This is a genomic window from Anabaena sp. FACHB-595, assembly GCF_048568275.1.
Lineage (GTDB): Bacteria > Cyanobacteriota > Cyanobacteriia > Cyanobacteriales > Nostocaceae > Trichormus.
The window spans coordinates 2,364,991-2,385,732 of record NZ_CP183473.1 but is presented as its reverse complement, the minus strand read 5'-3'; the positions used below and the strand labels follow the sequence as shown (position 1 = coordinate 2,385,732).

Genomic DNA, 20,742 nt, shown 5'->3' with positions numbered 1-20,742 from the left:
CTGTTTCTTGATAATCAACATGAATAATGAATTAAAGCAAACTGCATCCCAACTGCTAGCAGCTATGCTATCCAATCCCCACATTTATACCCAAATTAGTGAAGAGGGTGGCTATGGACAAATGGAACAGGAATTAATTCTAACGGCTGTAGAGATGGCTGAAAGTTTAATTCATACCAATTTAAATTAGAGACAGGGCAGATGAGGTAAACTGAAAATCGTTGTTTTTAGATGTTTCTACTGATGGTTGGCGTGACATCAATAGAAGTAAAGGAAAGCTTGGATAATTTAGTAGAAAGGTTGCGTCAAGCGGAAACAGCAAAGGTCAAGGAACGCTTGCAAGTGCTGTACTGGCTCAAACAGGAGAATCCTTTTTTTTGCAGTTTTCTCATGTTGATACCCAATGCTATCAACAGTTCTTGAATGAATTTTCTCAAGCATATCCAGATAGTCTCAACATTCTTCAAGTTGATCAAGGCCGCTTTCATACAGGCAAGGAGCTGATTGTGCCTGAGAATGTGTTTTTGTTGTTTCAACCACCTTACTGTCCAGAACTCAATCCCATTGAGCGCTTATGGGGATATCTCAAAGCTGACCTCAAATGGGCTTCTTTCCAGACACTTGATCAACTCCAAGCCAAAGTTGATCAACTCTTGGCTGAGTTAACTCCAGAATTAATTATGTCCATTACCGGGTATTCTTTCATTCTTGATGCCCTATCTGCCCTAAACACCATTTAATTTGGTATGACATGGCGACAGTCCAACATTTTCAACGTCTTCAAACGCCCCAGTATTGCCTTGTTGGCAAAATCCTATTAGTTATAGTCAGGCGATCGCTTCTAAAATAGGATTATGCTGACAACTGACAATCAATTAATACGTCTGTCCCAAGGACAACTGAATTTACTCGAAACCTGTCCGCGTAAATTTCAACATACCCACTTAGAACATCTCAACTCACCTTCAGATCCCGACCATACGGACAAACTAACTTTAGGTAGCCGCTTTCACTTGTTAATGCAGCAACAAGAAATGGGTCTGCCAATTGATAGTTTCTTGCAAGCTGATACCCAACTACAAAACTGGATGTCTGGTTTTGCTAATGCAGCACCAGAAATTCTCACCCCAGCAACCGATAGACAAATTTTCCGAGAAAGTGAACACTACCGCACTCTACAATTTCAAGACTATTTGCTCACTGTTATCTATGATTTATTAATTGCAGACCACCAACAAGCTCAAATTCTCGACTGGAAAACATATCCTAAACCACCAGACAAGCGCAAGTTAGCCCAGAATTGGCAAACGCGTTTATATATGTATGTATTAGCTGAAACTAGCCAATACTCACCCGAAAATATTTCTATGACTTACTGGTTTGTACAATCTCAAGGCAAGCCCCAAAATATTCAATTTAGTTATAGTAATAATTTACACGTTCAAACAGCGAAAAAACTTCATCAATTACTAGGTCAATTAACTCAATGGCTGAATAGTTATCAACAAGGGACTTTATTTCCCCAAGTACCAGTAAATAGTAAAGCCTGTGATTATTGCCAATTTGCTAAAAAATGCGATGGGCTACGCCCCACCATTGGTGATCGTCTCCTACCGACAATCGGACATAAACTAAATAGTAGCGAATCAAATTCTCTGGAAATCACAGCACCAGCAATCAATAAATCTTTCCCTGCTCTCGATGCTATTGAAGAAGTATCACTTTAGAAAAAAGTACTTAAAATATATACCTCTTCCCATGTCAATAGACTAATTTAGCCTCTATTTTTTAACAAAATTATGGCCACCTTTGACGAAAATGATATTATTTACGTGCGTGAATTAGGCATAGATGATATCGCCCCTGTATATCATTTAGGAGAAGAACTATTTACTAGTGATTTATATCCTTACCTTTATCGTACTTGGGATGAATGGGAAGTAATTGGACTATATAACACAGATCCAGAGTACTGTTTAGTTGCCGAGACAGATGGAGAACTAGCAGGATTTATTCTAGGAACTATTATTACCAAAGCATCTTGGACTTATGGATACATTTTATGGCTAGCAGTTAACCCTAAATTTCAACGTCAGGGAGTTGCTGACAAATTAGTTGATAAAGTCGTTGCTCGTATGATCGAAGATGGGGCGCGATTTATGCTAGTAGATACTGACCCCACAAATACACCAGCAGTTAAATTTTTCAACCGCAAAGGTTTTGGCAATATCCGCCAACATATCTTCCTATCAATGAATTTAAGCAAGCATCCATATTATGGCAGACTAATTGACTACGAACATCAAAAAGCTGAGAGAGCAGGTTATAGACGTTCTCGTCCTGCCATTCGCGCACGTAAAGCAGATGGAGGTGCTAACGAGGTAGTCATTAATCCCTTAATCAATGAAACCCAAATTAATGATGAACAAAGTCCAATTTAGTTTTTGAATTAATTCAATGCAGTGGATTATAACAGCAACTGAACAGCCACCAGAATGGTTTATTCAAGCAGTGAAAAAGTATGTATCTGCATCTAAAGGGATATATGCAGCACAATTACTATGGCAACGGGGAGTAAAAGAAGAATCACAATTAGCAGCCTTTATTAACTTTAAAAATTATCAACCAGCCAGCGCCTTTGAGTTTGCTCAAGAGATGCAGTTGGCAGTGGCAAGATTACAACAGGCACGCAACAAAGGTGAAAAAATTACCATTTGGGGAGACTTTGACGCTGATGGAATTACTTCGACTGCTGTTTTGTGGGATGGTTTAGGTCAATTTTTTCAGCAACATCAACAGTTGAATTATTACATTCCTAATCGACTCAAAGAATCCCACGGATTGAATGAATCTGGTATCGCTAATTTAGCCAAACAAGGCTGTACATTAATCGTCACCTGCGACACAGGTAGTACAAATATTGATGAAATTATCTATGCCCAAAAATTAGGTATAGATGTCATAGTTACAGACCATCACACCTTACCTACAGAACGTCCACCAGTCACAGCAATTATTAATCCCCGTTATTTACCCAACGAACATCAGCTATTTCATTTATCGGGCGTGGGAGTAGCTTATAAATTAATAGAAGCCCTTTATAAATCCTTACCTGATGTACCCCAAAATCCTTTAGAAGATTTACTCGATTTAGTTGCAGTCGGATTAATCGCTGATTTGGTGCAACTTAGTGGTGATTGTCGTTATTTAGCACAGTTGGGTATTCAGAGACTGCAAACTGATTTTCAACAACCACCAGCCGCCAGGCGTAGACCAGGAGTAGGGCGATTATTAGAATTGTGCCAAAGGAATGGCGATCGCCCCACAGATATTTCTTTTGGTTTAGGACCACGCATTAACGCCGTTAGCCGCATTCAAGGCGATGCTAGTTTCTGCGTAGAACTTTTAACCAGTCGTGATATCAATCGCTGTCATCAATTAGCCGAAGTCACAGAACTAGCAAACACCAGGCGCAAATCTTTACAGAAAGATGTACAAGCACAAGTCACCCAAAAACTCACTCAGTTAGACTTATCCACCACCAGCGTCATTGTCCTTGAAGACCCCCAATGGCCAGCAGGCGTATTAGGCTTAGTCGCTGGACAAGTCGCCCAAGAAACAGGTCGCCCCACTATCTTGTTAAGTACTGAGGGACTGGGCAATGAGGAGGATTCTTCCCCATCTCCAATCCCTAATCTCCAACTCCTCGCTCGTGGTTCCGCCCGTTCAGTGAATTCCGTCGATTTATACCAATTGGTGAAACACCAAGCACATCTATTACATCGCTTTGGCGGTCATCCTTTTGCTGCTGGGTTGAGTTTGTTAGCCGAAAACATCCCTCTCTTTACCCAAGCAATTAATCAGCAACTACGGCAAACCTTGGGTAGTGTCAATCTCACCCCAGCAGTACAAGCAGATATAGTAGTCACAGTTGCAGACTTAGGTAAAGAGCTATTTTTAGAATTAAAACTGCTAGAACCTTGCGGTATGGGCAACCCCGTTCCCAAACTCTTGATTCAAAATTGCTGGTTTGAAAATGCTTGGCATCGCAATCAACAAGATTGGCAAGGTAAAAAAGTACAATATATTAAAGCCGAATTTGATATCCGTGACGACTCCAGCAAAAATCCCTTTCCCGGTATTTGGTGGGGACATTACAAAGATGAATTACCCATAGGTAGATGTGATTGCATAGCGGAATTAGACTACAACACCTTCAAAAAACGCTACGAAATCAGATTAATCGCCCTCCGTCCCAATCCCAACTCAGAACTCAAAACCCAACACTCAACTCAAATTCTTGACTGGCGCAACCTCCCCAATCCCCAATACCCAGTACCCAATCCCCAGTCCCTCATCCTAGAAGAATGCCCCATGAATTGGGATGATTTACGCGCCTGGTGGCGGCGATCGCTCTACAATAATCAACAATTAGTCCTTGCTTGGTCTAAACCCAATCTGCAACCACCGCAAGAAATTTGGTTGACCCTAGTTGGTATTGCCAAATATCTCAGTCGAACAAATCAATTAGCCACCCGCACACAAATTTTAGAAAAACTGAAAATTAGCGACAGAAGCTTACTTTTAGGCATCAAAGCTTTAAAATATTGGGGATTTACAGTCACAAGACAAGACCGGTCTTTGCAATTCATCTGGAGTTCTAATAGTGTAGTTGAAAGCAATGCCGACGCTGCTATTGCAGAATTTTTAGCAACCATCAGCGAAGAACAATTTCAGCAGAAATATTTTGCAGAAGTACCTTTGTCTACTATTGTGGCAATGGTTAACAGGGTTTAACATGAATTAAATTTCATAAATTATGAATAATTTTGTGACAGCCAAAAATTCTTGGGATGCAACTTTATATCAAGATAAACACGATTTCGTATGGCAATATGGCGAAGACTTGCTGCAATTACTCAATCCCCAACCTGGAGAATATATTTTAGATTTAGGTTGCGGTACTGGACAACTGACGGAAAAAATTGCCCAGGCTGGTGCAGAGGTTTTGGGAACTGATAATGCAGCCACAATGATTGAGAAGGCTAGACAAAACTATCCTCATTTGCATTTCGATGTTGCTGATGCGCGAAACTTTCGAGTAGATAAACCATTAGAGGCCGTATTTTCCAATGCCATGCTGCATTGGGTAAAAGAACCAGAAGCAGCGATCGCCAGCATACATCAAGCATTAAAATCAGGAGGGCGCTTTGTAGCTGAGTTCGGTGGTAAGGGTAATATACAAAACATTATTGAAGCTTTATACAATGCTTTAGAAACCCTTGGTATTTATAACCCACAAGCACTAAATCCTTGGTATTTTCCCAGCATTGGTGAATACGTTAATATACTAGAAAAACAAGGATTTGATGTTACCTATGCAGCTTTATTTAACCGTCCCACGACCTTAGCAGAAGGTGAGTTCGGCATGGCAAACTGGATTCAAATGTTCGCCAGTGCTTTTTTAGCAGGACTAACTCCAGACCAACAAGTACAATTAATTCGTGAGGTTGAAGCTACTCTCCAAAACAAACTTTATCACCAAGAATCTTGGACAGCAGATTATAGAAGAATCCGTATAGTCGCTATCAAAGCTCAATAATAGCTAGTCATCAACAAATATACATTACTCTCTCTAGAGCATATAGTCTCCAGCCACGTAATTTCAGTTATGCTTAGACACAAATTGCCATTATTACTAACCATAACTCTTAGTACCATTCCCATTTTGCCGATTCCATTATCGCTGGCGCAAACCACATCTATACCTCTACCTTCAGACGCACCTTTGGATCTAGATTTACTAACCCAACCAAAGGACTCTGTAATTACAGCTAATACAATTAACCTATCAGGATTAACCACTCCGAGCTTATGGTGGTCAAAAGAAAACTCTGAAAACAAGCTGCTAGATAATTGGATAGCATATCCAGCTACTGAAAATGAAGTTGGACGAGTAGATTTAATTGTCAATCAGCAAATTTGGAGCTTGTTAGACTATTTAGAACGTTATGATTTTGTAAATCGCCTGGGCAGTACTGCAAGAAGAGACGGTTACAATGTCCGAGTATTTAATTATCAAAAAGACCTACTAGGTTCTTATACCTGTAGCTATAATCCTATTTCTGCGAACTGTAATATTCAGTTGAATACTCAATACAAGTTACGTCGCTATCAATAGCAAATCACAATAATACCAAACAAAAACCCCCTTTTTTTAAAAAAAAGGGGGTTTTTGGTAGATTAAAGAACCTGGCACCGAGCGATTGTGGCATAGGGCAACCCCTAGACTATCGTAGCCATAGCAGCGTTTCACCTCTGAGTTCGGGATGGGGTCAGAGTGGTACCACTGCACCATAGGCACCAGGAAAACTTGTAGGGTCAGAAACCCTGAAGACTGCAAAAAACGCGATATGCCAAAGATTGTGAGGTCAAGCCCTCGGTCTGTTAGTACTCCTCAGCTTCATACATTACTGCACTTCCACTTAAAGCCTATAAACGGGTGTTCTGCCCGTGACCTTACCTACTTTTTGTAGTGAGAGCACTCATCTTGAGGTGGGCTTCCCACTTAGATGCTTTCAGCGGTTATCCGCTCCGCACTTGGCTACCCAGCGTTTACTGCGGGTACAATAACTGGTACACCAGCGGTGCGTCCTTCCCGGTCCTCTCGTACTAAGGAAGGCTCCTCTCAATGCTCTTACGCCTGCACCGGATATGGACCGAACTGTCTCACGACGTTCTGAACCCAGCTCACGTACCGCTTTAATGGGCGAACAGCCCAACCCTTGGGACGTACTTCCGCCCCAGGTTGCGATGAGCCGACATCGAGGTGCCAAACCTCCCCGTCGATGTGGACTCTTGGGGGAGATCAGCCTGTTATCCCTAGAGTAACTTTTATCCGTTGAGCGACGGCCATTCCATTCTGCGCCGTCGGATCACTAAGGCCTACTTTCGTACCTGCTCGACTTGTCGGTCTTGCAGTCAAGCTCCCTTTATGCCTTTACACTCGCCGCACGGTTTCCAAGCGTGCTGAGGGAACCTTTGCGCGCCTCCGTTACCTTTTAGGAGGCGACCGCCCCAGTCAAACTGCCCACCTGAAACTGTCCTTTTTCCGGATAACGGAAATAAGTTAGAATCCTAGCTTCGCCAGAGTGGTATCTCACCGTTAGCTCCATATTCCCCACAAGGAATACTTCATCGCTTCCCACCTATCCTGCGCAAGCGAAGCCCGGACACAATTCCAGGCTACAGTAAAGCTTCATAGGGTCTTTCTGTCCAGGTGCAGGCAGTCCGTATCTTCACAGACATTCCTATTTCGCCGAGTCTCTCTCTGAGACACCATCCAGATCGTTACGCCTTTCGTGCGGGTCGGAACTTACCCGACAAGGAATTTCGCTACCTTAGGACCGTTATAGTTACGGCCGCCGTTCACCGGGGCTTCGGTCGTCAGCTTTAAGCTTTCGCCCTGACCAACTTCCTTAACCTTCCGGCACTGGGCAGGCGTCAGCCCCCATACTTCCTCTTACGAGTTTGCGGAGACCTGTGTTTTTGGTAAACAGTCGCCTGGATCTCTTCACTGCGACCCACTTCTTAGGTGGGCACCCCTTCTTCCGAAGTTACGGGGCCATTTTGCCGAGTTCCTTAGAGAGAGTTATCTCGCGCCCCTTGGTATTCTCAACCTCCCTACCTGTGTCGGTTTCGGGTACGGGTACCATATGTTCATCACATTACTAGCTTTTCTTGACACTATCCTTCACCACTCGGAGTTCGTAAACTCCTCCCAAACCAATCAGGGTATGGCTATCTTTCATGCGTCCCTAATAATGCTCCCATACAGTAGTCAGGGATTGTTGACCCTGTGTCCATCGACTACGCCTTTCGGCCTCGCCTTAGGTCCCGACTAACCCAGAGTGGACGAACCTGGCTCTGGAACCCTTAGGGTTTCGGGGCATTGGATTCTCACCAATGTTTGCGCTACTCAAGCCGACATTCTCACTTCCGTCTCGTCCACAGCTGCTCGCCGCTACTGCTTCTTCCTACTACGGAACGCTCCCCTACCGATTAATAAATTAATCCCACAGCTTCGGTACATCGCTTAGCCCCGTTCATTTTCGGCGCAAGATCGCTTGACTAGTGAGCTATTACGCACTCTTTCAAGGGTGGCTGCTTCTAGGCAAACCTCCTAGTTGTCTAGGCAATCTCACCTCCTTTATCACTTAGCGATGATTTGGGGACCTTAGCTGGTGGTCTGGGCTGTTTCCCTCTTGACGATGAAGCTTATCCCCCACCGTCTCACTGGCAACGTGTGCTCTGGGTATTCTGAGTTTGTCTCGATTTGGTACCGGTCTCCCAGCCCGCACCGAAACAGTGCTTTACCCCCCAGATATAATCGTTACCGCTGCGCCTCAACACATTTCGGGGAGAACCAGCTAGCTCCTGGTTCGATTGGCATTTCACCCCTAACCACAACTCATCCGCCGATTTTTCAACATCGGTCGGTTCGGACCTCCACTTGGTGTTACCCAAGCTTCATCCTGGCCATGGTTAGATCACCAGGGTTCGGGTCTATAAACACTGATTATCGCCCTTTTCAGACTCGGTTTCCCTTTGGCTCCAGCATTTCCGCTTTAACCTACCAGTGCCTATAAGTCGCCGGCTCATTCTTCAACAGGCACGCGGTCATCCGTTTAATCGGACTCCCACTGCTTGTAAGCTAATGGTTTCATGTTCTATTTCACTCCCCTTGCGGGGTTCTTTTCACCTTTCCCTCGCGGTACTGGTTCACTATCGGTCACACAGTAGTATTTAGCCTTACGAGATGGTCCTCGCTGATTCACATGGGATTCCTCGTGCCCCATGCTACTCGGGATTCAGCTACTATCCTTTGACTTTCGACTACAGGACTTTCACCTCCTCTGGTGCAGTATTTAGCTGCTTCGTCTAGTCTCCGTGATTCGATATCGCTGTCCCACTACCCCAGTCAGTAAACCAACTGGTTTAGGCTCTTCCCCTTTCGCTCACCACTACTCAGGGAATCTCTTTTGATTTCTCTTCCTCCAGCTACTAAGATGTTTCAGTTCGCTGGGTTGGCTCTTTCCTGTCTATATATTCAACAGGTAGTATTTAGGGTTGCCCCATTCGGACACCTCCGGCTCAATGTTTGCTTCCAACTCCCCGGAGTATTTCGTCGGTAACCACGTCCTTCTTCGCCTCTGTGTGCCTAGGTATCCACCATTAGCCCTTATTAGCTTGACCACAATTCCATTGGTTTTATCCTGCATTCACAGTTTGTCTGTGTCTGCCTGCTAATCTAATCGCGTTTTTATGCAGTTTTCAAGGTTCTGGCTAGGTACTACCCAGCAGTCTAACTCCCGTTAGTTGCTGAATTTTTCCTCTTTCTTGGCTTGCCTTTTCATGTGGAGGTTAGCGGACTCGAACCGCTGACATCCTGCTTGCAAAGCAGGCGCTCTACCAACTGAGCTAAACCCCCAAATACAATTCAAAATTCAAAATCCAAAATTCAAAAGTAAATAACTACTTTTGACTTTTGTCTTTTAACTTTTGACTTGCTTCAGGTGGGCCATCCTGGACTCGAACCAGGGACCTCACCCTTATCAGGGGTGCGCTCTAACCACCTGAGCTAATAGCCCATTATCGAACCAAATCATAGTTTGAAAGCTTTGACAATATCTACGACCGACCTAGAGTAGACCATCTGTTCCTCTATTCGCTTTACGCTTTCGATTCTCAGTTGGGTAGGTCTCCCTAAAAGGAGGTGATCCAGCCACACCTTCCGGTACGGCTACCTTGTTACGACTTCACCCCAGTCACCAGCACTGCCTTAGGCATCCTCCTCTCCTAAAAGTTGGAGTAATGACTTCGGGCGTTGCCAGCTTCCATGGTGTGACGGGCGGTGTGTACAAGGCCCGGGAACGAATTCACTGCAGTATGCTGACCTGCAATTACTAGCGATTCCTCCTTCACGCAGGCGAGTTGCAGCCTGCGATCTGAACTGAGCTACGGTTTACGGGATTTGCTTGCTATCGCTAGCTTGCTGCCCTCTGTCCGTAGCATTGTAGTACGTGTGTAGCCCAAGACGTAAGGGGCATGCTGACTTGACGTCATCCCCACCTTCCTCCGGTTTGTCACCGGCAGTCTCTCTAGAGTGCCCAACTTAATGCTGGCAACTAAAAACGAGGGTTGCGCTCGTTGCGGGACTTAACCCAACATCTCACGACACGAGCTGACGACAGCCATGCACCACCTGTGTTCGCGCTCCCTAAGGCACTCTTCCCTTTCAAGAAGATTCGCGACATGTCAAGTCTTGGTAAGGTTCTTCGCGTTGCATCGAATTAAACCACATACTCCACCGCTTGTGCGGGCCCCCGTCAATTCCTTTGAGTTTCACACTTGCGTGCGTACTCCCCAGGCGGGATACTTAACGCGTTGGCTCCGGCACGGCTCGGGTCGATACAAGCCACGCCTAGTATCCATCGTTTACGGCTAGGACTACTGGGGTATCTAATCCCATTCGCTCCCCTAGCTTTCGTCCCTCAGTGTCAGTTACGGCCTAGCAGAGCGCTTTCGCCACCGGTGTTCTTCCTGATCTCTACGCATTTCACCGCTACACCAGGAATTCCCTCTGCCCCGAACGTACTCTAGCTCTGTAGTTTCCACTGCCTTTACAAGGTTGAGCCTTGCTCTTTAACAGCAGACTTACAGTGCCACCTGCGGACGCTTTACGCCCAATCATTCCGGATAACGCTTGCATCCTCCGTATTACCGCGGCTGCTGGCACGGAGTTAGCCGATGCTTATTCCTCAGGTACCTTCATTTTTTTATTCCCTGAGAAAAGAGGTTTACAACCCAAGAGCCTTCCTCCCTCACGCGGTATTGCTCCGTCAGGCTTTCGCCCATTGCGGAAAATTCCCCACTGCTGCCTCCCGTAGGAGTCTGGGCCGTGTCTCAGTCCCAGTGTGGCTGATCATCCTCTCAGACCAGCTACTGATCGTCGCCTTGGTGCGCTCTTACCACACCAACTAGCTAATCAGACGCGAGCTCATCTTCAGGCAATAAATCTTTCACCTTTCGGCACATCCGGTATTAGCCACCGTTTCCAGTGGTTGTCCCCGACCTGAAGCTAGATTCTCACGCGTTACTCACCCGTCCGCCACTATCTCCGAAGAGACCGTTCGACTTGCATGTGTTAAGCATACCGCCAGCGTTCATCCTGAGCCAGGATCAAACTCTCCGTTTTGAAGACATTTGCTTTTAGCTCTTTTCGACTTCTCTTTATACACCTTAGCCTGGTGTTTTTTATTTTCTTGACGCAGGCTATTGTCGTATACTAGCTTTCAAACTATAATATTTTCAAGGTTCGGCTCCCTACCGAGCGGCGCTTCGTCGCGCCCCTCTCTCAGGCACTTATCCAATATATCCAACCTACTCAGTCTTGTCAACTCTTTTGGCAAAATTTTTTTGGATTTTATTTTTTTGTCTCTCCCTATTCCCCCACAGCCACCCTTTTCAGGCAACAATGGTGTAGGAATTTTGCTGACTGAGGGAGGTTAGAGTATGAATTTTCAATCGGTAATAGCTACGTTGCATCAGTTCTGGGCTGAACGGGGTTGTTTGATTGCCCAGCCTTATGATATTGAGAAGGGTGCAGGAACAAAAAATCCCCACACGTTTTTAAGGGCGTTGGGGCCGGAACCTTGGGCTGTAGCTTATATTGAACCGTGTCGTCGTCCTACCGATGGGCGTTATGGCGAGAATCCAAATCGTTTCCAACATTATTATCAGTACCAAGTTTTGATTAAGCCATCGCCAGATAATATTCAGGATATTTATCTTGATTCGTTGCGGGCTTTGGGTATTCGACCAGAAGACCATGATATTCGGTTTGTGGAAGATAACTGGGAAGATGCGACGGTGGGCGCTTGGGGTACTGGTTGGGAAGTTTGGTTGGATGGGATGGAAATTACTCAGTTTACTTATTTCCAGCAGTGTGGGGGTATTGATTGCCGTCCGGTGTCCATTGAGATTACTTATGGTTTAGAGCGATTGGCAATGTATCTGCAAGAGGTGGAGGCGATTACGAAGATTCATTGGACGGATGATATTACTTATGGTGATGTGTTTCTGCAAAATGAGATTGAGCAGAGTACCTATAATTTTGAAGCGTCTAATCCTGAGTTGCTGCTGACGTTGTTTAATTTGTATGAGCAGGAAGCTAGTCAGTTAACGGAGAGGGGTTTGGTTTTACCTAGCTTGGATTATGTGATGAAGTGTTCGCACACGTTCAATTTGCTGGATGCGAGAGGTGTAATTTCTGTAACTGAACGCACTCGTTACATTGCAAGGATTCGTCATTTGGCGCGGAAGGTGGCTAATTTATATGTTGAACAAAGGGAGAAGTTGGGTTTCCCTTTGCTAAAAAATGTCCCAGTTGCACGGTAGAAACTTGTGCTTAATATTTGTTAAAACTTAGTAATATTTCTTAACCCTCTGTAAACAAAGGAGGGTTAAGTGTTTGTTTGACAAATATTCATGGTGCGAAAGAGATGGTGAATTGGAGTGAAGTTTTAGAACCGATTGCGGCTTGGTTTCGTTCTTTGGGGGTTCCTGAAGTGATTGTACATTGGGGACATCCTTTGATGATGGCGATTGTGATTTTTATTTTGGGTAGTTATGTTGCTTGGGCTGGTTGGCGGGGTAAGTGGCTGGAGGAGACAGATAAGGATGGGGCAATGAAGAATCGAATTGCTCATAGACAACTAGCGCCTTTGCTGTTTTTATTTTTGGCTGGTGGTTATACAGGTGGGGTGTTGTCTTTGGTGATGCAGCATAAACCACTATTTGAAAGTCCTCACTTTTGGACTGGTTCCCTTGTGTTGGTACTGTTACTCATTAATGGGGGAATTTCCTTGAGTGGATTTGGTGGTGATAAAAAAATTTTACGGGCAGCTCATGCTTATTTGGGCAGTGTGGCGATCGCTATCTTATTTGTCCATGCTGTTCTAGGCTTTAATTTGGGTATTTCTCTGTGATGTGTTGATACAACATTTATAATTCAAAGCCTGCACGCGCGGGCTTTGTTTGTATAAACCTGATGAACTATACTTCACGAGAAGTATCAAGAAGATTGCCATCAGGTGCTTGTGCAAGAAGTCTTATGATTCAAACTAGTGGTGTCATTATCTGCCTTGGCTACATTTTAGGATTGTTATTTACGGCAGTTCCGGGGAGTGGAGTGTGGATTTTAGTCTTAGGAATTGTGTGTGCAGTCTTTTTGAGAAGAGGGGCAAAACCACAACGACTTCTACAAAAATCAGCAAATGATGTAGTGTCTAATAGTTTACTCCTAACTCCGCTTCCACGAGTGTGGTTAATTGCTGGGTTGGTGGGGTTGTTAGCAAGTTTTTATTTTCAATGGCGTGTACCTCAACCAACAGCAACGGATATTAGTAAATTTGTCTCATCAGATAGCAATAATCAAGAACAACTGGTGATTGTGCGTGGGGAAGTCGCTAGTAATCCTCGCTTGACTCGCAGCCAAAGGGGGCAATTTTGGTTGCAAGTATCTCAGTTAGATGAAGTGAGAAATCAGAAAGATACGAAAGAAACTCAAAAAGGGGCGAGTGGTAAGTTATATGTAACTGTGCCTATACTCAAGGCTACTGGTTTACATCCTGGGCAAGAAATTGCGGTGACAGGGGTGTTGTATAAACCGAAGGCTGCATCAAACCCTGGGGCTTTTGATTTTAAAAAGTATCTGGAGCGGGAGGGGACATTTGCTGGCTTGATGGGACGGCAGATTAATATTTTGGATGAAGAGGAACAATGGGGATGGTGGCAAATTCGAGAACGGATTGTGCGATCGCAAGTTATGGGGTTAGATATACCAGAAGGGCCTCTTGTCAGTGCAATGGTGCTGGGTAGCAAAGCTGTTGATTTACCCTACGATATCCGCGATTTATTTGTACAAGCAGGATTAGCCCATGCTTTGGCAGCTTCAGGGTTTCAAACTTCACTGATTTTAAGTGTCATTTTACAGCTAACTAAGCGGGCAAAAAAGGTGACTCAGGTTAGCCTGGGTGCGTTGGCTTTGATTATTTTCCTGAGTTTAACGGGATTTCAGCCTGCTGTACTTAGGGCTGTGATTATGGGTTTTGCTGCTTTGGTGGGCTTGGCATTAGATAGGAAAGTGAAACAGTTGGGTTCACTGTTATTAGCCGCCACTATATTATTAGTATTTAATCCTTTGTGGATTTGGGATTTAGGTTTTCAGTTAAGTTTTTTAGCGACTTTGGGATTAGTGGTGAGTGTCCCGGCGATTACTAGTTTTTTGGGTTGGATTCCCCCAGCGATCGCCTCTTTGATTTCCGTTCCTCTGGCTGCTACAATTTGGACTCTACCGTTGCAACTATTCGTGTTTGGGGTTGTGCCTGCTTATAGTTTGCTACTAAATATTATTACCACACCGTTAATCTCAATTATTAGCATTGGTGGAATTATCAGCGCGATGTTTGCATTAATCTTGTCTGGTGCTGGTAGCTTTGTGGCAGGTTTTCTCCACTATCCCACTGATTGGTTAATTAAATTAGTCGAAATTTTCAGCCAGTTACCAGGGAATTCATTGATTGTAGGTAGCATCTCAACTTGGCAGTTATTGGCAATTTATGGACTAGTTTTCCTGGTTTGGTTAGTAAACTGGTGGCAGAAACGCTGGTGGTTTGCAGGTTTAATGGCTATTGGCTTGGTTTTATTTCCCGCTTGGCATTCTGCAAGTACGTTATCGCGGGTTACGGTATTAGAAGCTGGGGCAGAACCTGTGGTGGTTGTGCAAGATAGAGGTACAGTTACTTTAATTAATAGTGGGGATGAGGGTACAGGACGCTTTACGATTTTACCCTTTTTACAGCAGCAAGGTGTGAATCAAATTGATTGGGCGATCGCTACTGATTTTCAACGCAATAATAATGATGCTTGGTTAGAAGTTCTGCAACGTTTGGCAATTAAAAACTTTTACGCCTACGCTACCAATAAGGAAAATTCTCTAGCAGATCAAGCCATACCTCAAATCTTACAAAAGCAAAAGGGCATTTATCAACTTTTACCTGTTGGGCAAACTATTAATCTTGGTTCTACGGTAGCCCAATTAATCAACGAACAACCAATGATGCAGTTGCAAATGTTAGGCCAGAGTTGGTTATTGGTGGGGGATGTGGAACCGAAAGAGGTAGAAAGAATTATGAAAGCTGGAGGTTGGCCTAGTCCTCAAGTTTTGTGGTGTAATGCTGAGTCTTTAAAGGATTTAGTCATGATGCTCAAACCGCAGGTGGCGATCGCTTCTTCTGGTAGTCTTGAGAGTACGGTCTTATCTGAACTCAGTAAAACATCAACTAAAGTTTTCGTGACAGCCCAAGATGGGGCTATTCAATGGATGCCCAATGGTGAGTTTGAATCGTTTACTCAGGTGTCTGAGAGTAAGTCTTCCGTTTTGTAATATTTGGTTTTATTTCACACCGAAACAAGGAAAGTTGATTAAAGATTTTGGGCTAAAGCTACAGCACCCCATAATGGTGCATCGTCGGCTAATGCTGCCGGCACGATTTCCAATGGTACTTCTGGTAATGCTGTGAATCTGGCTGTTTCTTGTAATACAGTCCACCAAGTTTCCCCTGCTTTGGTGACGCTACCACCTAAAATAAAACGTTGGGGGTTAATGAGATTAGCTACGTTACCGATACCTACACCTAAAGCCCAAGCAGATTTTTGCAAAACAGCTTGAGCTAGATGATCTCCTTTTATAGCCGCTTCGCTGATTAGTTGACCTGTGAGTAAATTTAAGTTATTCCCTACCAAATTTCTGAGTATTTGTCCGTCTTCCCGTTCTGGTTGATTTTCTAAAATATCTTTGGCATTTTGCGCCATATAAGGCCCTGATGCTAAACGTTCTACGCATCCACGCTTACCACATAAACACATAGGCCCAGCAGGTTCTACAACTATATGGCCAATTTCACCAGCCATCCCAACTGCACCCCGCCAAGGTTTACCGTTGAGTATCCACCCGCCACCCACACCAGTGCTGATGGTAATGTAAAACAGGCTATCGTATCCTTGGCCTGCGCCAAAGTGCTGTTCGCCTAAAGCCGCAACGTTGGCATCGTTGTCTACACTGGTAGTTACACCAAACTCTTTCTCTAGCAAGCTTTTGAGGGGAATATTTTCCCAGCCAGGGACGTGATGAGATAGTCTGACAGTCCCAGTGGTTGCGTCTACGGGGCCGCCGAAGCTAACACCAATGGCGACGGGAGTTGCACCTTGGAGTAAGGAGTGAATGAGCGATCGCATAATTGCCAAGTCTGTGTTAGCATCGCCATTAATTGGGGAAAAGCGACGTTCATAACGCAACCATTCTCTAGAATCAGCATTTACTAACCCTGCTGCTAGCTTCGTTCCCCCAAAATCCAGCGCTAAAGTTAATTTCATCATTTTTTCGTCAAAAACCAATATTCAGGTTAAGTCTAGGACATCACAGCAAAAAGTTTACCTGTGCATTGGTTAAATCTATGATGTTATGTCATTTAATCTTATCTATTGAGAATTTTTATTATTTACATTGATTTATCCAATAGCTATAAATATGGATTTTTCTATATTTAAATGCTTATAAACCTTGCCCAGAAGTAGGTTTGTGAAACACACGGATTTAAAATTCATCATAAATATTAATAAATACTTGCATTTATGATTTCTTTAGGTTAAATTCAATAGTAGCTGTCTAAAGAATTATTTCTCACTGTGTACAGTTGAGTAAAATAAACACAGGGTTAATATCCAACTTATAAGTCCAGTCCGCATAAAAACTAAGATTTTTGGATAGTTCACCTGTATTTAGACGATTGAAACATAAATACACGAAATTCAAAACATCTTTTCCCGACAAAAGTTAAATGTGCTGAATGTGAGATAGTTAAAAACATAACGTCTCCTGAGCCTTCTACCTTTTTTTATAAAACTATTGATAAAAATTCTCAATAATATGTATTACCTGCCACCATCAATTTCATCTTCCTAAAAAATAGCGTTGTTGCCAAGACATGATACTTAGACAGTAAAAGTCTAAATCAATACTAGTTACAGAAAAACATAATTCAACTATCTTTAGGATTAATTTGTGATCAATATATTAATTTTTTATTCAGTAAATTCCCTCAAATCTATTTTCCAATGAGAAGTTATAACCTCAGTAAATTAGTCATAAATACTGCTATTCTTGCTCTATTTGCTAACAAGTTGAGTAAATACGTAGCTGTCAATTATTGCTTTGTGGCTTCTGACAAGTTAAACATTTGGAGATGTTAACCGGATATGACCAGGAAGTTATTGATATTTTATATAGAATTATTCTTAATAGGGAGGACGCTGATTGAAAATAATGTTATAAAGTGCCTACCTGGGGTTAGTCCTTAAATAAAAAGGATTAGTTTTGACTTTTTGAAATGGGAATTTTGTAATGTGGAAAACAATACTGTTTTTCATTAATTCGTCAACAAGAAAAATAAATTAGTATAGAAAAATGAGTAATATTTTTTGTTCAGACTACACAAGGAAAGTAGAGGAAGATATCATTGGTAGTGGTACTGATTACCAAACATATATTCTTGTTGAGTGTCCTCAACCCTGGCTAAAAAATGCTTTCAGTTCGAGATGGGTTCCGAATAATTTACAGATGCTGGTAGAAGAAGTATACAAAGCTAAACTACCAATTAGGTTTCTTTTAATTGCTAATGATCTTACCCATAAAGCAGATCATACAACCCTCTTAATTTATCAAAAACAAGAAGGCTTAAGTCGTGGATATTTCAAGCATGAATTTAAATTAACGCACATTGAGCAAGTAGCTGGTATTGTCAAAAAATGGTTATGGGGTAAGCGACCAGAGTCTGATATAGAAACAAATATAACGAGAGATATTTTAGTTTGTACACACGGTAGTTATGATAAGTGTTGTGCTAGATATGGTAATTCTTTTTATTTCCATGCTAACGCTACTATCTCCAATTTGAAGTTAGAAAATGTCCGAATTTGGCAATCAACTCACATTGGTGGTCATAGATTCGCACCCACAGCAATAGACTTACCGGAAGGGAGATATTATGGGCTTTTAGATCAGGATTCTTTTCTATCAATCTTGACACGTACTGGCGATATTCAAAGTCTAAAAAAAGTATATCGAGGTTGGGGAATTTTACCACCAGTTATTCAAGTTCTAGAAAGAGATTTAATGTTGAGTCATGGATGGAGTTGGTTTAATTACAGAGTTTCAGCCAAGATTTTAGAGCAAAGTTTGGACAACAATACTATGGTGGGTGAATTAACTTTTGAGCAAGGCTCTAGCTCTTTGTATACATATCGAGCTAAATTGATCAAAGATATAGATAGGACTATCAGTGTGAAGAGTTCTTGTAGTGCTAACCAAACTTCAACGATTGTCAAATACGCTGTAGCCGATCTTGGGTTAGTTACGGAAAATGTCCTAACTCTTAGTAAGTAGAAATCATAATTTATATTATATCAGAGGATTTATCTACTGAGAGCGATCGCTACACACATCGTCTTATGAGCCTATTGGCGTGGCAAAGCTAAAATATTGCAATGTATTTTTGAGAAAATTGAGATAAATCAATACTTTTGCTTTATTTTTCATAAATTATTTTAAGCTCTTGCCACGCCACTATATTGTTAACCATGTGAAGTTCTCCCTGAAGGTACCAGTATTTTCCCAACCAACTCTATGGCTGGCGAAGCAGATATCACCTGCGCCATCAAGCCTGAATGCTGTATAGATAAATATCTCAGAAATTTATGGTGGAAAATACGTAATTCATACATAATATTGATAGCTAAGGGTGAAATTACGGTTATACTCACTCAGATATTAAGTAGTAGTAAGTAAAAATACTCGTAATTCGTCTTTAATTGCTAAACAGTTGTTGATACTTGGCGGTATCTTCGCTTGTGGAAATTGTATCCTGGGGCTGTTAAACCGCCAATATTATGTATTGAGTGAGTTGAAACAAATGCTTAACAATCTAGTACAACATCTCCAATATAGGAAAAAACAATTTACACGTCTGCTTGAAAGACTACGCTCATATTTTTATGTATGGTTAAATGTAAAACACATTCATGGTAAGAGATTGACTTGGTGGAGTAAGTCTGATTGTACCGTTCTTTCTGTTGTTCGAGACTGTGAAGACTATATTGAATCTTTTATTCAACATTACCTAGCACTAGGTGTTAAACATATCGTCTTGATGGACAATGGTTCAAAAGATGGAACCATCTCGCGGGCTGCTAAATATAAACAGGTTACTATTGTGGAGTGCCATTTAAGTTTTGCAGAATATAAACGCGATATGCGTCAGTTCTTGATTGATCATTATTCGTTTAATCGCTGGTGTCTGCTAGTGGATTGTGATGAATTCTTTGATTATCCATGCTCTGATGAAATTTCGTTTAGAGACTTATTAGCATGGCTGGATATCCACAGATATAATGCTGTAATGGGACAGATGCTAGATATGTTTCCTCGTGGAGCAATTCAAACACAGAGTAATGGGAAAAATCTTGACTTTCTGCAATCGCATCGATGGTTTGAAATCGCAGATATCGAAGAGAAATTGTTACCTTCTGGACTGAGTAATAAAATGAAGGATAAGGCTAATTTAAAGTTACATTATGGTGGCGTTCGCAACAGAGTATTTAATAACTCACCTTTCCTCTCAAAGTTTGCATTATTGAAGCCAAACTTTCGATTACAGTTAGTTGGTAGCCATCTAGTACAATGGGCAAACATAGCAGATATTACTTGTGTTATGTTCCATTATAAATTTCTGCCTCAGTTTACACAAGTGGTTGATAAAGCGGTACGAGAAAAACAGTATTACAACAATTCTTCAGAATACAAACGCTATCAGGAAGTACTACTAGAGAACAATACATTAATTCTACATTCGCATAATTCAATTGAATATAGAAATATTAATCAGTTGTTAGAACTGGGGTTTATAAAAGTAAATAAAAACTATATTCAGTACAAACAAGAAATAAATCAAGGTCAAGAAAATACAAGAAATTAGTGATTTACTTGATGCTAATCAGAGCCACCCCAAGACCAAGCTGGATTGCCATTTTTTAAACTATTTTTTAGCACCACTAGGGGATAATTATTAGGATCAGAACCACCTGCCAAATCTAAGATAAAGTAAACTTTGCCTTTAACAAAGTGCATTCGTAAATAATTAATGTTTCCAGAGTAGTCTTGTCCATCAAACTTGGACATCCCAGCAGATGCCGAGCATTTGGTATATCTCGGCTTCAATTTTCCCACCCATGTAACGCTAAAGTTATTGCTAGTAAGCACTGAAATGTTACTAGCGTAGGCACTCAAGTTAACAGAGCCATCCGTTGTAAAACTACCTTCTTGATAAGGTCGGGGTTTTTCAGTAACCGAAACTTTGTCTGGACAACTTTGTTTTTGTTCATTTTCGCTATAAACTTTTAGCTCAATATTTTGTGATGGATTTTGTGCAGAGGTACTTAAGCTGGATAACAGAGGTACTAGAGTAATACCAGCACCCAGGATTAAAAGCCTAAATGAAATTATATTCATCCTGAAAAACCTTAGATACTAATATTTGATCTTTAGCAAATGATTTTGATATGTAA

The 20,742-nt window shown here is 42.3% G+C and carries 13 protein-coding genes, 2 tRNA genes, 3 rRNA genes and 1 pseudogene; 12 read left to right on the top strand and 7 right to left on the bottom strand.

All coding sequences use genetic code 11. From position 1 onward, the window contains the following. Positions 1-19: 19 nt before the first annotated feature. The 7 genes and pseudogenes from ACN222_RS09915 (at position 20) to ACN222_RS09885 (ending at position 6,181) form a co-directional block, all read left to right on the top strand. Positions 20-190 (top strand): hypothetical protein, encoded by a 171-nt coding sequence (locus ACN222_RS09915; RefSeq protein WP_010996155.1) that lies wholly within the window; start codon positions 20-22, stop codon positions 188-190. 121 nt (positions 191-311) lie between these two features. Further along, positions 312-740, top strand: a pseudogene (locus ACN222_RS09910) (transposase); the annotation flags it as partial. Between the two features lie 114 nt (positions 741-854). Then, complete coding sequence (locus ACN222_RS09905) at positions 855-1,727, top strand: PD-(D/E)XK nuclease family protein (RefSeq protein WP_010996152.1); 873 nt, start codon at positions 855-857, stop codon at positions 1,725-1,727. 72 nt (positions 1,728-1,799) lie between these two features. After that, entirely contained in the window at positions 1,800-2,441 is a 642-nt protein-coding gene (locus ACN222_RS09900; protein WP_010996151.1) for a GNAT family N-acetyltransferase, read from the top strand. 16 nt (positions 2,442-2,457) lie between these two features. Next, complete coding sequence (recJ, locus tag ACN222_RS09895) at positions 2,458-4,797, top strand: single-stranded-DNA-specific exonuclease RecJ (protein WP_010996150.1); 2,340 nt, start codon at positions 2,458-2,460, stop codon at positions 4,795-4,797. Between the two features lie 22 nt (positions 4,798-4,819). Beyond that, on the top strand, positions 4,820-5,602 hold the full coding sequence (locus ACN222_RS09890; protein WP_010996149.1) for a class I SAM-dependent methyltransferase: 783 nt from the start codon (positions 4,820-4,822) through the stop codon (positions 5,600-5,602). 69 nt (positions 5,603-5,671) lie between these two features. Next, positions 5,672-6,181: a hypothetical protein gene (locus tag ACN222_RS09885; RefSeq protein WP_010996148.1), complete on the top strand. Its 510-nt coding sequence runs from the start codon at positions 5,672-5,674 to the stop codon at positions 6,179-6,181. Positions 6,182-6,250: 69 nt separating this feature from the next. On the opposite strand, the gene rrf is transcribed toward ACN222_RS09885, so the two are convergent. The 5 genes from rrf to ACN222_RS09860 all read right to left on the bottom strand — a co-directional run bounded on the left by rrf (position 6,251) and on the right by ACN222_RS09860 (position 11,257). Next, positions 6,251-6,368: ribosomal RNA gene (rrf, locus tag ACN222_RS09880) — 5S ribosomal RNA — on the bottom strand. Positions 6,369-6,427: 59 nt separating this feature from the next. Continuing rightward, a 23S ribosomal RNA gene (locus ACN222_RS09875) occupies positions 6,428-9,255 on the bottom strand. A gap of 162 nt (positions 9,256-9,417) precedes the next feature. Beyond that, positions 9,418-9,490: transfer RNA gene (locus tag ACN222_RS09870), tRNA-Ala, on the bottom strand. An 86-nt stretch (positions 9,491-9,576) separates the two neighbouring features. Beyond that, positions 9,577-9,650, bottom strand: a tRNA-Ile gene (locus tag ACN222_RS09865). Between the two features lie 118 nt (positions 9,651-9,768). Further along, a 16S ribosomal RNA gene (locus ACN222_RS09860) occupies positions 9,769-11,257 on the bottom strand. Together the 16S, 23S and 5S rRNA genes with 2 tRNA genes alongside form the textbook arrangement of a ribosomal RNA operon. A gap of 317 nt (positions 11,258-11,574) precedes the next feature. Between ACN222_RS09860 and glyQ the strand changes: the two genes are divergently transcribed. From glyQ to ACN222_RS09845, 3 genes are all read left to right on the top strand, one after another. Then, positions 11,575-12,459: a glycine--tRNA ligase subunit alpha gene (gene glyQ / locus ACN222_RS09855; RefSeq protein ID WP_010996147.1), complete on the top strand. Its 885-nt coding sequence runs from the start codon at positions 11,575-11,577 to the stop codon at positions 12,457-12,459. 104 nt (positions 12,460-12,563) lie between these two features. Continuing rightward, positions 12,564-13,049 (top strand): DUF4079 domain-containing protein, encoded by a 486-nt coding sequence (locus ACN222_RS09850; protein WP_010996146.1) that lies wholly within the window; start codon positions 12,564-12,566, stop codon positions 13,047-13,049. A 125-nt stretch (positions 13,050-13,174) separates the two neighbouring features. Then, positions 13,175-15,508, top strand: coding sequence for a ComEC/Rec2 family competence protein (locus tag ACN222_RS09845; RefSeq protein WP_044521166.1), 2,334 nt, complete (start codon positions 13,175-13,177; stop codon positions 15,506-15,508). A gap of 38 nt (positions 15,509-15,546) precedes the next feature. Here the strand turns inward: ACN222_RS09845 and ACN222_RS09840 are convergent, their stop codons facing one another. Beyond that, the gene (locus ACN222_RS09840) at positions 15,547-16,497 is read right to left on the bottom strand and encodes an ROK family protein (protein WP_044521163.1); all 951 of its coding nucleotides are present in this window, start codon (positions 16,495-16,497) and stop codon (positions 15,547-15,549) included. Positions 16,498-17,587: 1,090 nt separating this feature from the next. On the opposite strand from ACN222_RS09840, the gene ACN222_RS09835 reads away from it, so the two are divergent. Beyond that, positions 17,588-18,565, top strand: a complete 978-nt coding sequence (locus tag ACN222_RS09835; RefSeq protein ID WP_010996143.1) for a sucrase ferredoxin — start codon at positions 17,588-17,590, stop codon at positions 18,563-18,565. A gap of 526 nt (positions 18,566-19,091) precedes the next feature. Further along, a complete protein-coding gene (locus ACN222_RS09830) occupies positions 19,092-20,153 on the top strand; it encodes a glycosyltransferase family 2 protein (RefSeq protein ID WP_010996142.1) in 1,062 nt (353 codons plus the stop codon). A gap of 14 nt (positions 20,154-20,167) precedes the next feature. Here the strand turns inward: ACN222_RS09830 and ACN222_RS09825 are convergent, their stop codons facing one another. Further along, positions 20,168-20,686 carry a hypothetical protein gene (locus ACN222_RS09825; RefSeq protein ID WP_010996141.1) on the bottom strand — a complete coding sequence of 173 codons (519 nt, stop codon included), beginning with the start codon at positions 20,684-20,686 and terminating at the stop codon, positions 20,168-20,170. Positions 20,687-20,742: the final 56 nt, after the last annotated feature.

Excerpts from the sequence above, each read along its gene's own strand:
- ACN222_RS09850 (WP_010996146.1), top strand. The coding sequence starts at position 12,564 with ATGGTGAATTGGAGTGAAGTTTTAGAACCGATTGCGGCTTGGTTTCGT.
- ACN222_RS09915 (WP_010996155.1), top strand. The coding sequence starts at position 20 with ATGAATAATGAATTAAAGCAAACTGCATCCCAACTGCTAGCAGCTATG.
- ACN222_RS09885 (WP_010996148.1), top strand. The coding sequence starts at position 5,672 with ATGCTTAGACACAAATTGCCATTATTACTAACCATAACTCTTAGTACC.
- ACN222_RS09830 (WP_010996142.1), top strand. The coding sequence starts at position 19,092 with ATGCTTAACAATCTAGTACAACATCTCCAATATAGGAAAAAACAATTT.
- ACN222_RS09825 (WP_010996141.1), bottom strand. The coding sequence starts at position 20,686 with ATGAATATAATTTCATTTAGGCTTTTAATCCTGGGTGCTGGTATTACT.
- ACN222_RS09900 (WP_010996151.1), top strand. The coding sequence starts at position 1,800 with ATGGCCACCTTTGACGAAAATGATATTATTTACGTGCGTGAATTAGGC.
- ACN222_RS09835 (WP_010996143.1), top strand. The coding sequence starts at position 17,588 with ATGAGTAATATTTTTTGTTCAGACTACACAAGGAAAGTAGAGGAAGAT.
- ACN222_RS09890 (WP_010996149.1), top strand. The coding sequence starts at position 4,820 with ATGAATAATTTTGTGACAGCCAAAAATTCTTGGGATGCAACTTTATAT.
- ACN222_RS09905 (WP_010996152.1), top strand. The coding sequence starts at position 855 with ATGCTGACAACTGACAATCAATTAATACGTCTGTCCCAAGGACAACTG.
- glyQ (WP_010996147.1), top strand. The coding sequence starts at position 11,575 with ATGAATTTTCAATCGGTAATAGCTACGTTGCATCAGTTCTGGGCTGAA.
- ACN222_RS09840 (WP_044521163.1), bottom strand. The coding sequence starts at position 16,497 with ATGAAATTAACTTTAGCGCTGGATTTTGGGGGAACGAAGCTAGCAGCA.
- ACN222_RS09845 (WP_044521166.1), top strand. The coding sequence starts at position 13,175 with ATGATTCAAACTAGTGGTGTCATTATCTGCCTTGGCTACATTTTAGGA.
- recJ (WP_010996150.1), top strand. The coding sequence starts at position 2,458 with ATGCAGTGGATTATAACAGCAACTGAACAGCCACCAGAATGGTTTATT.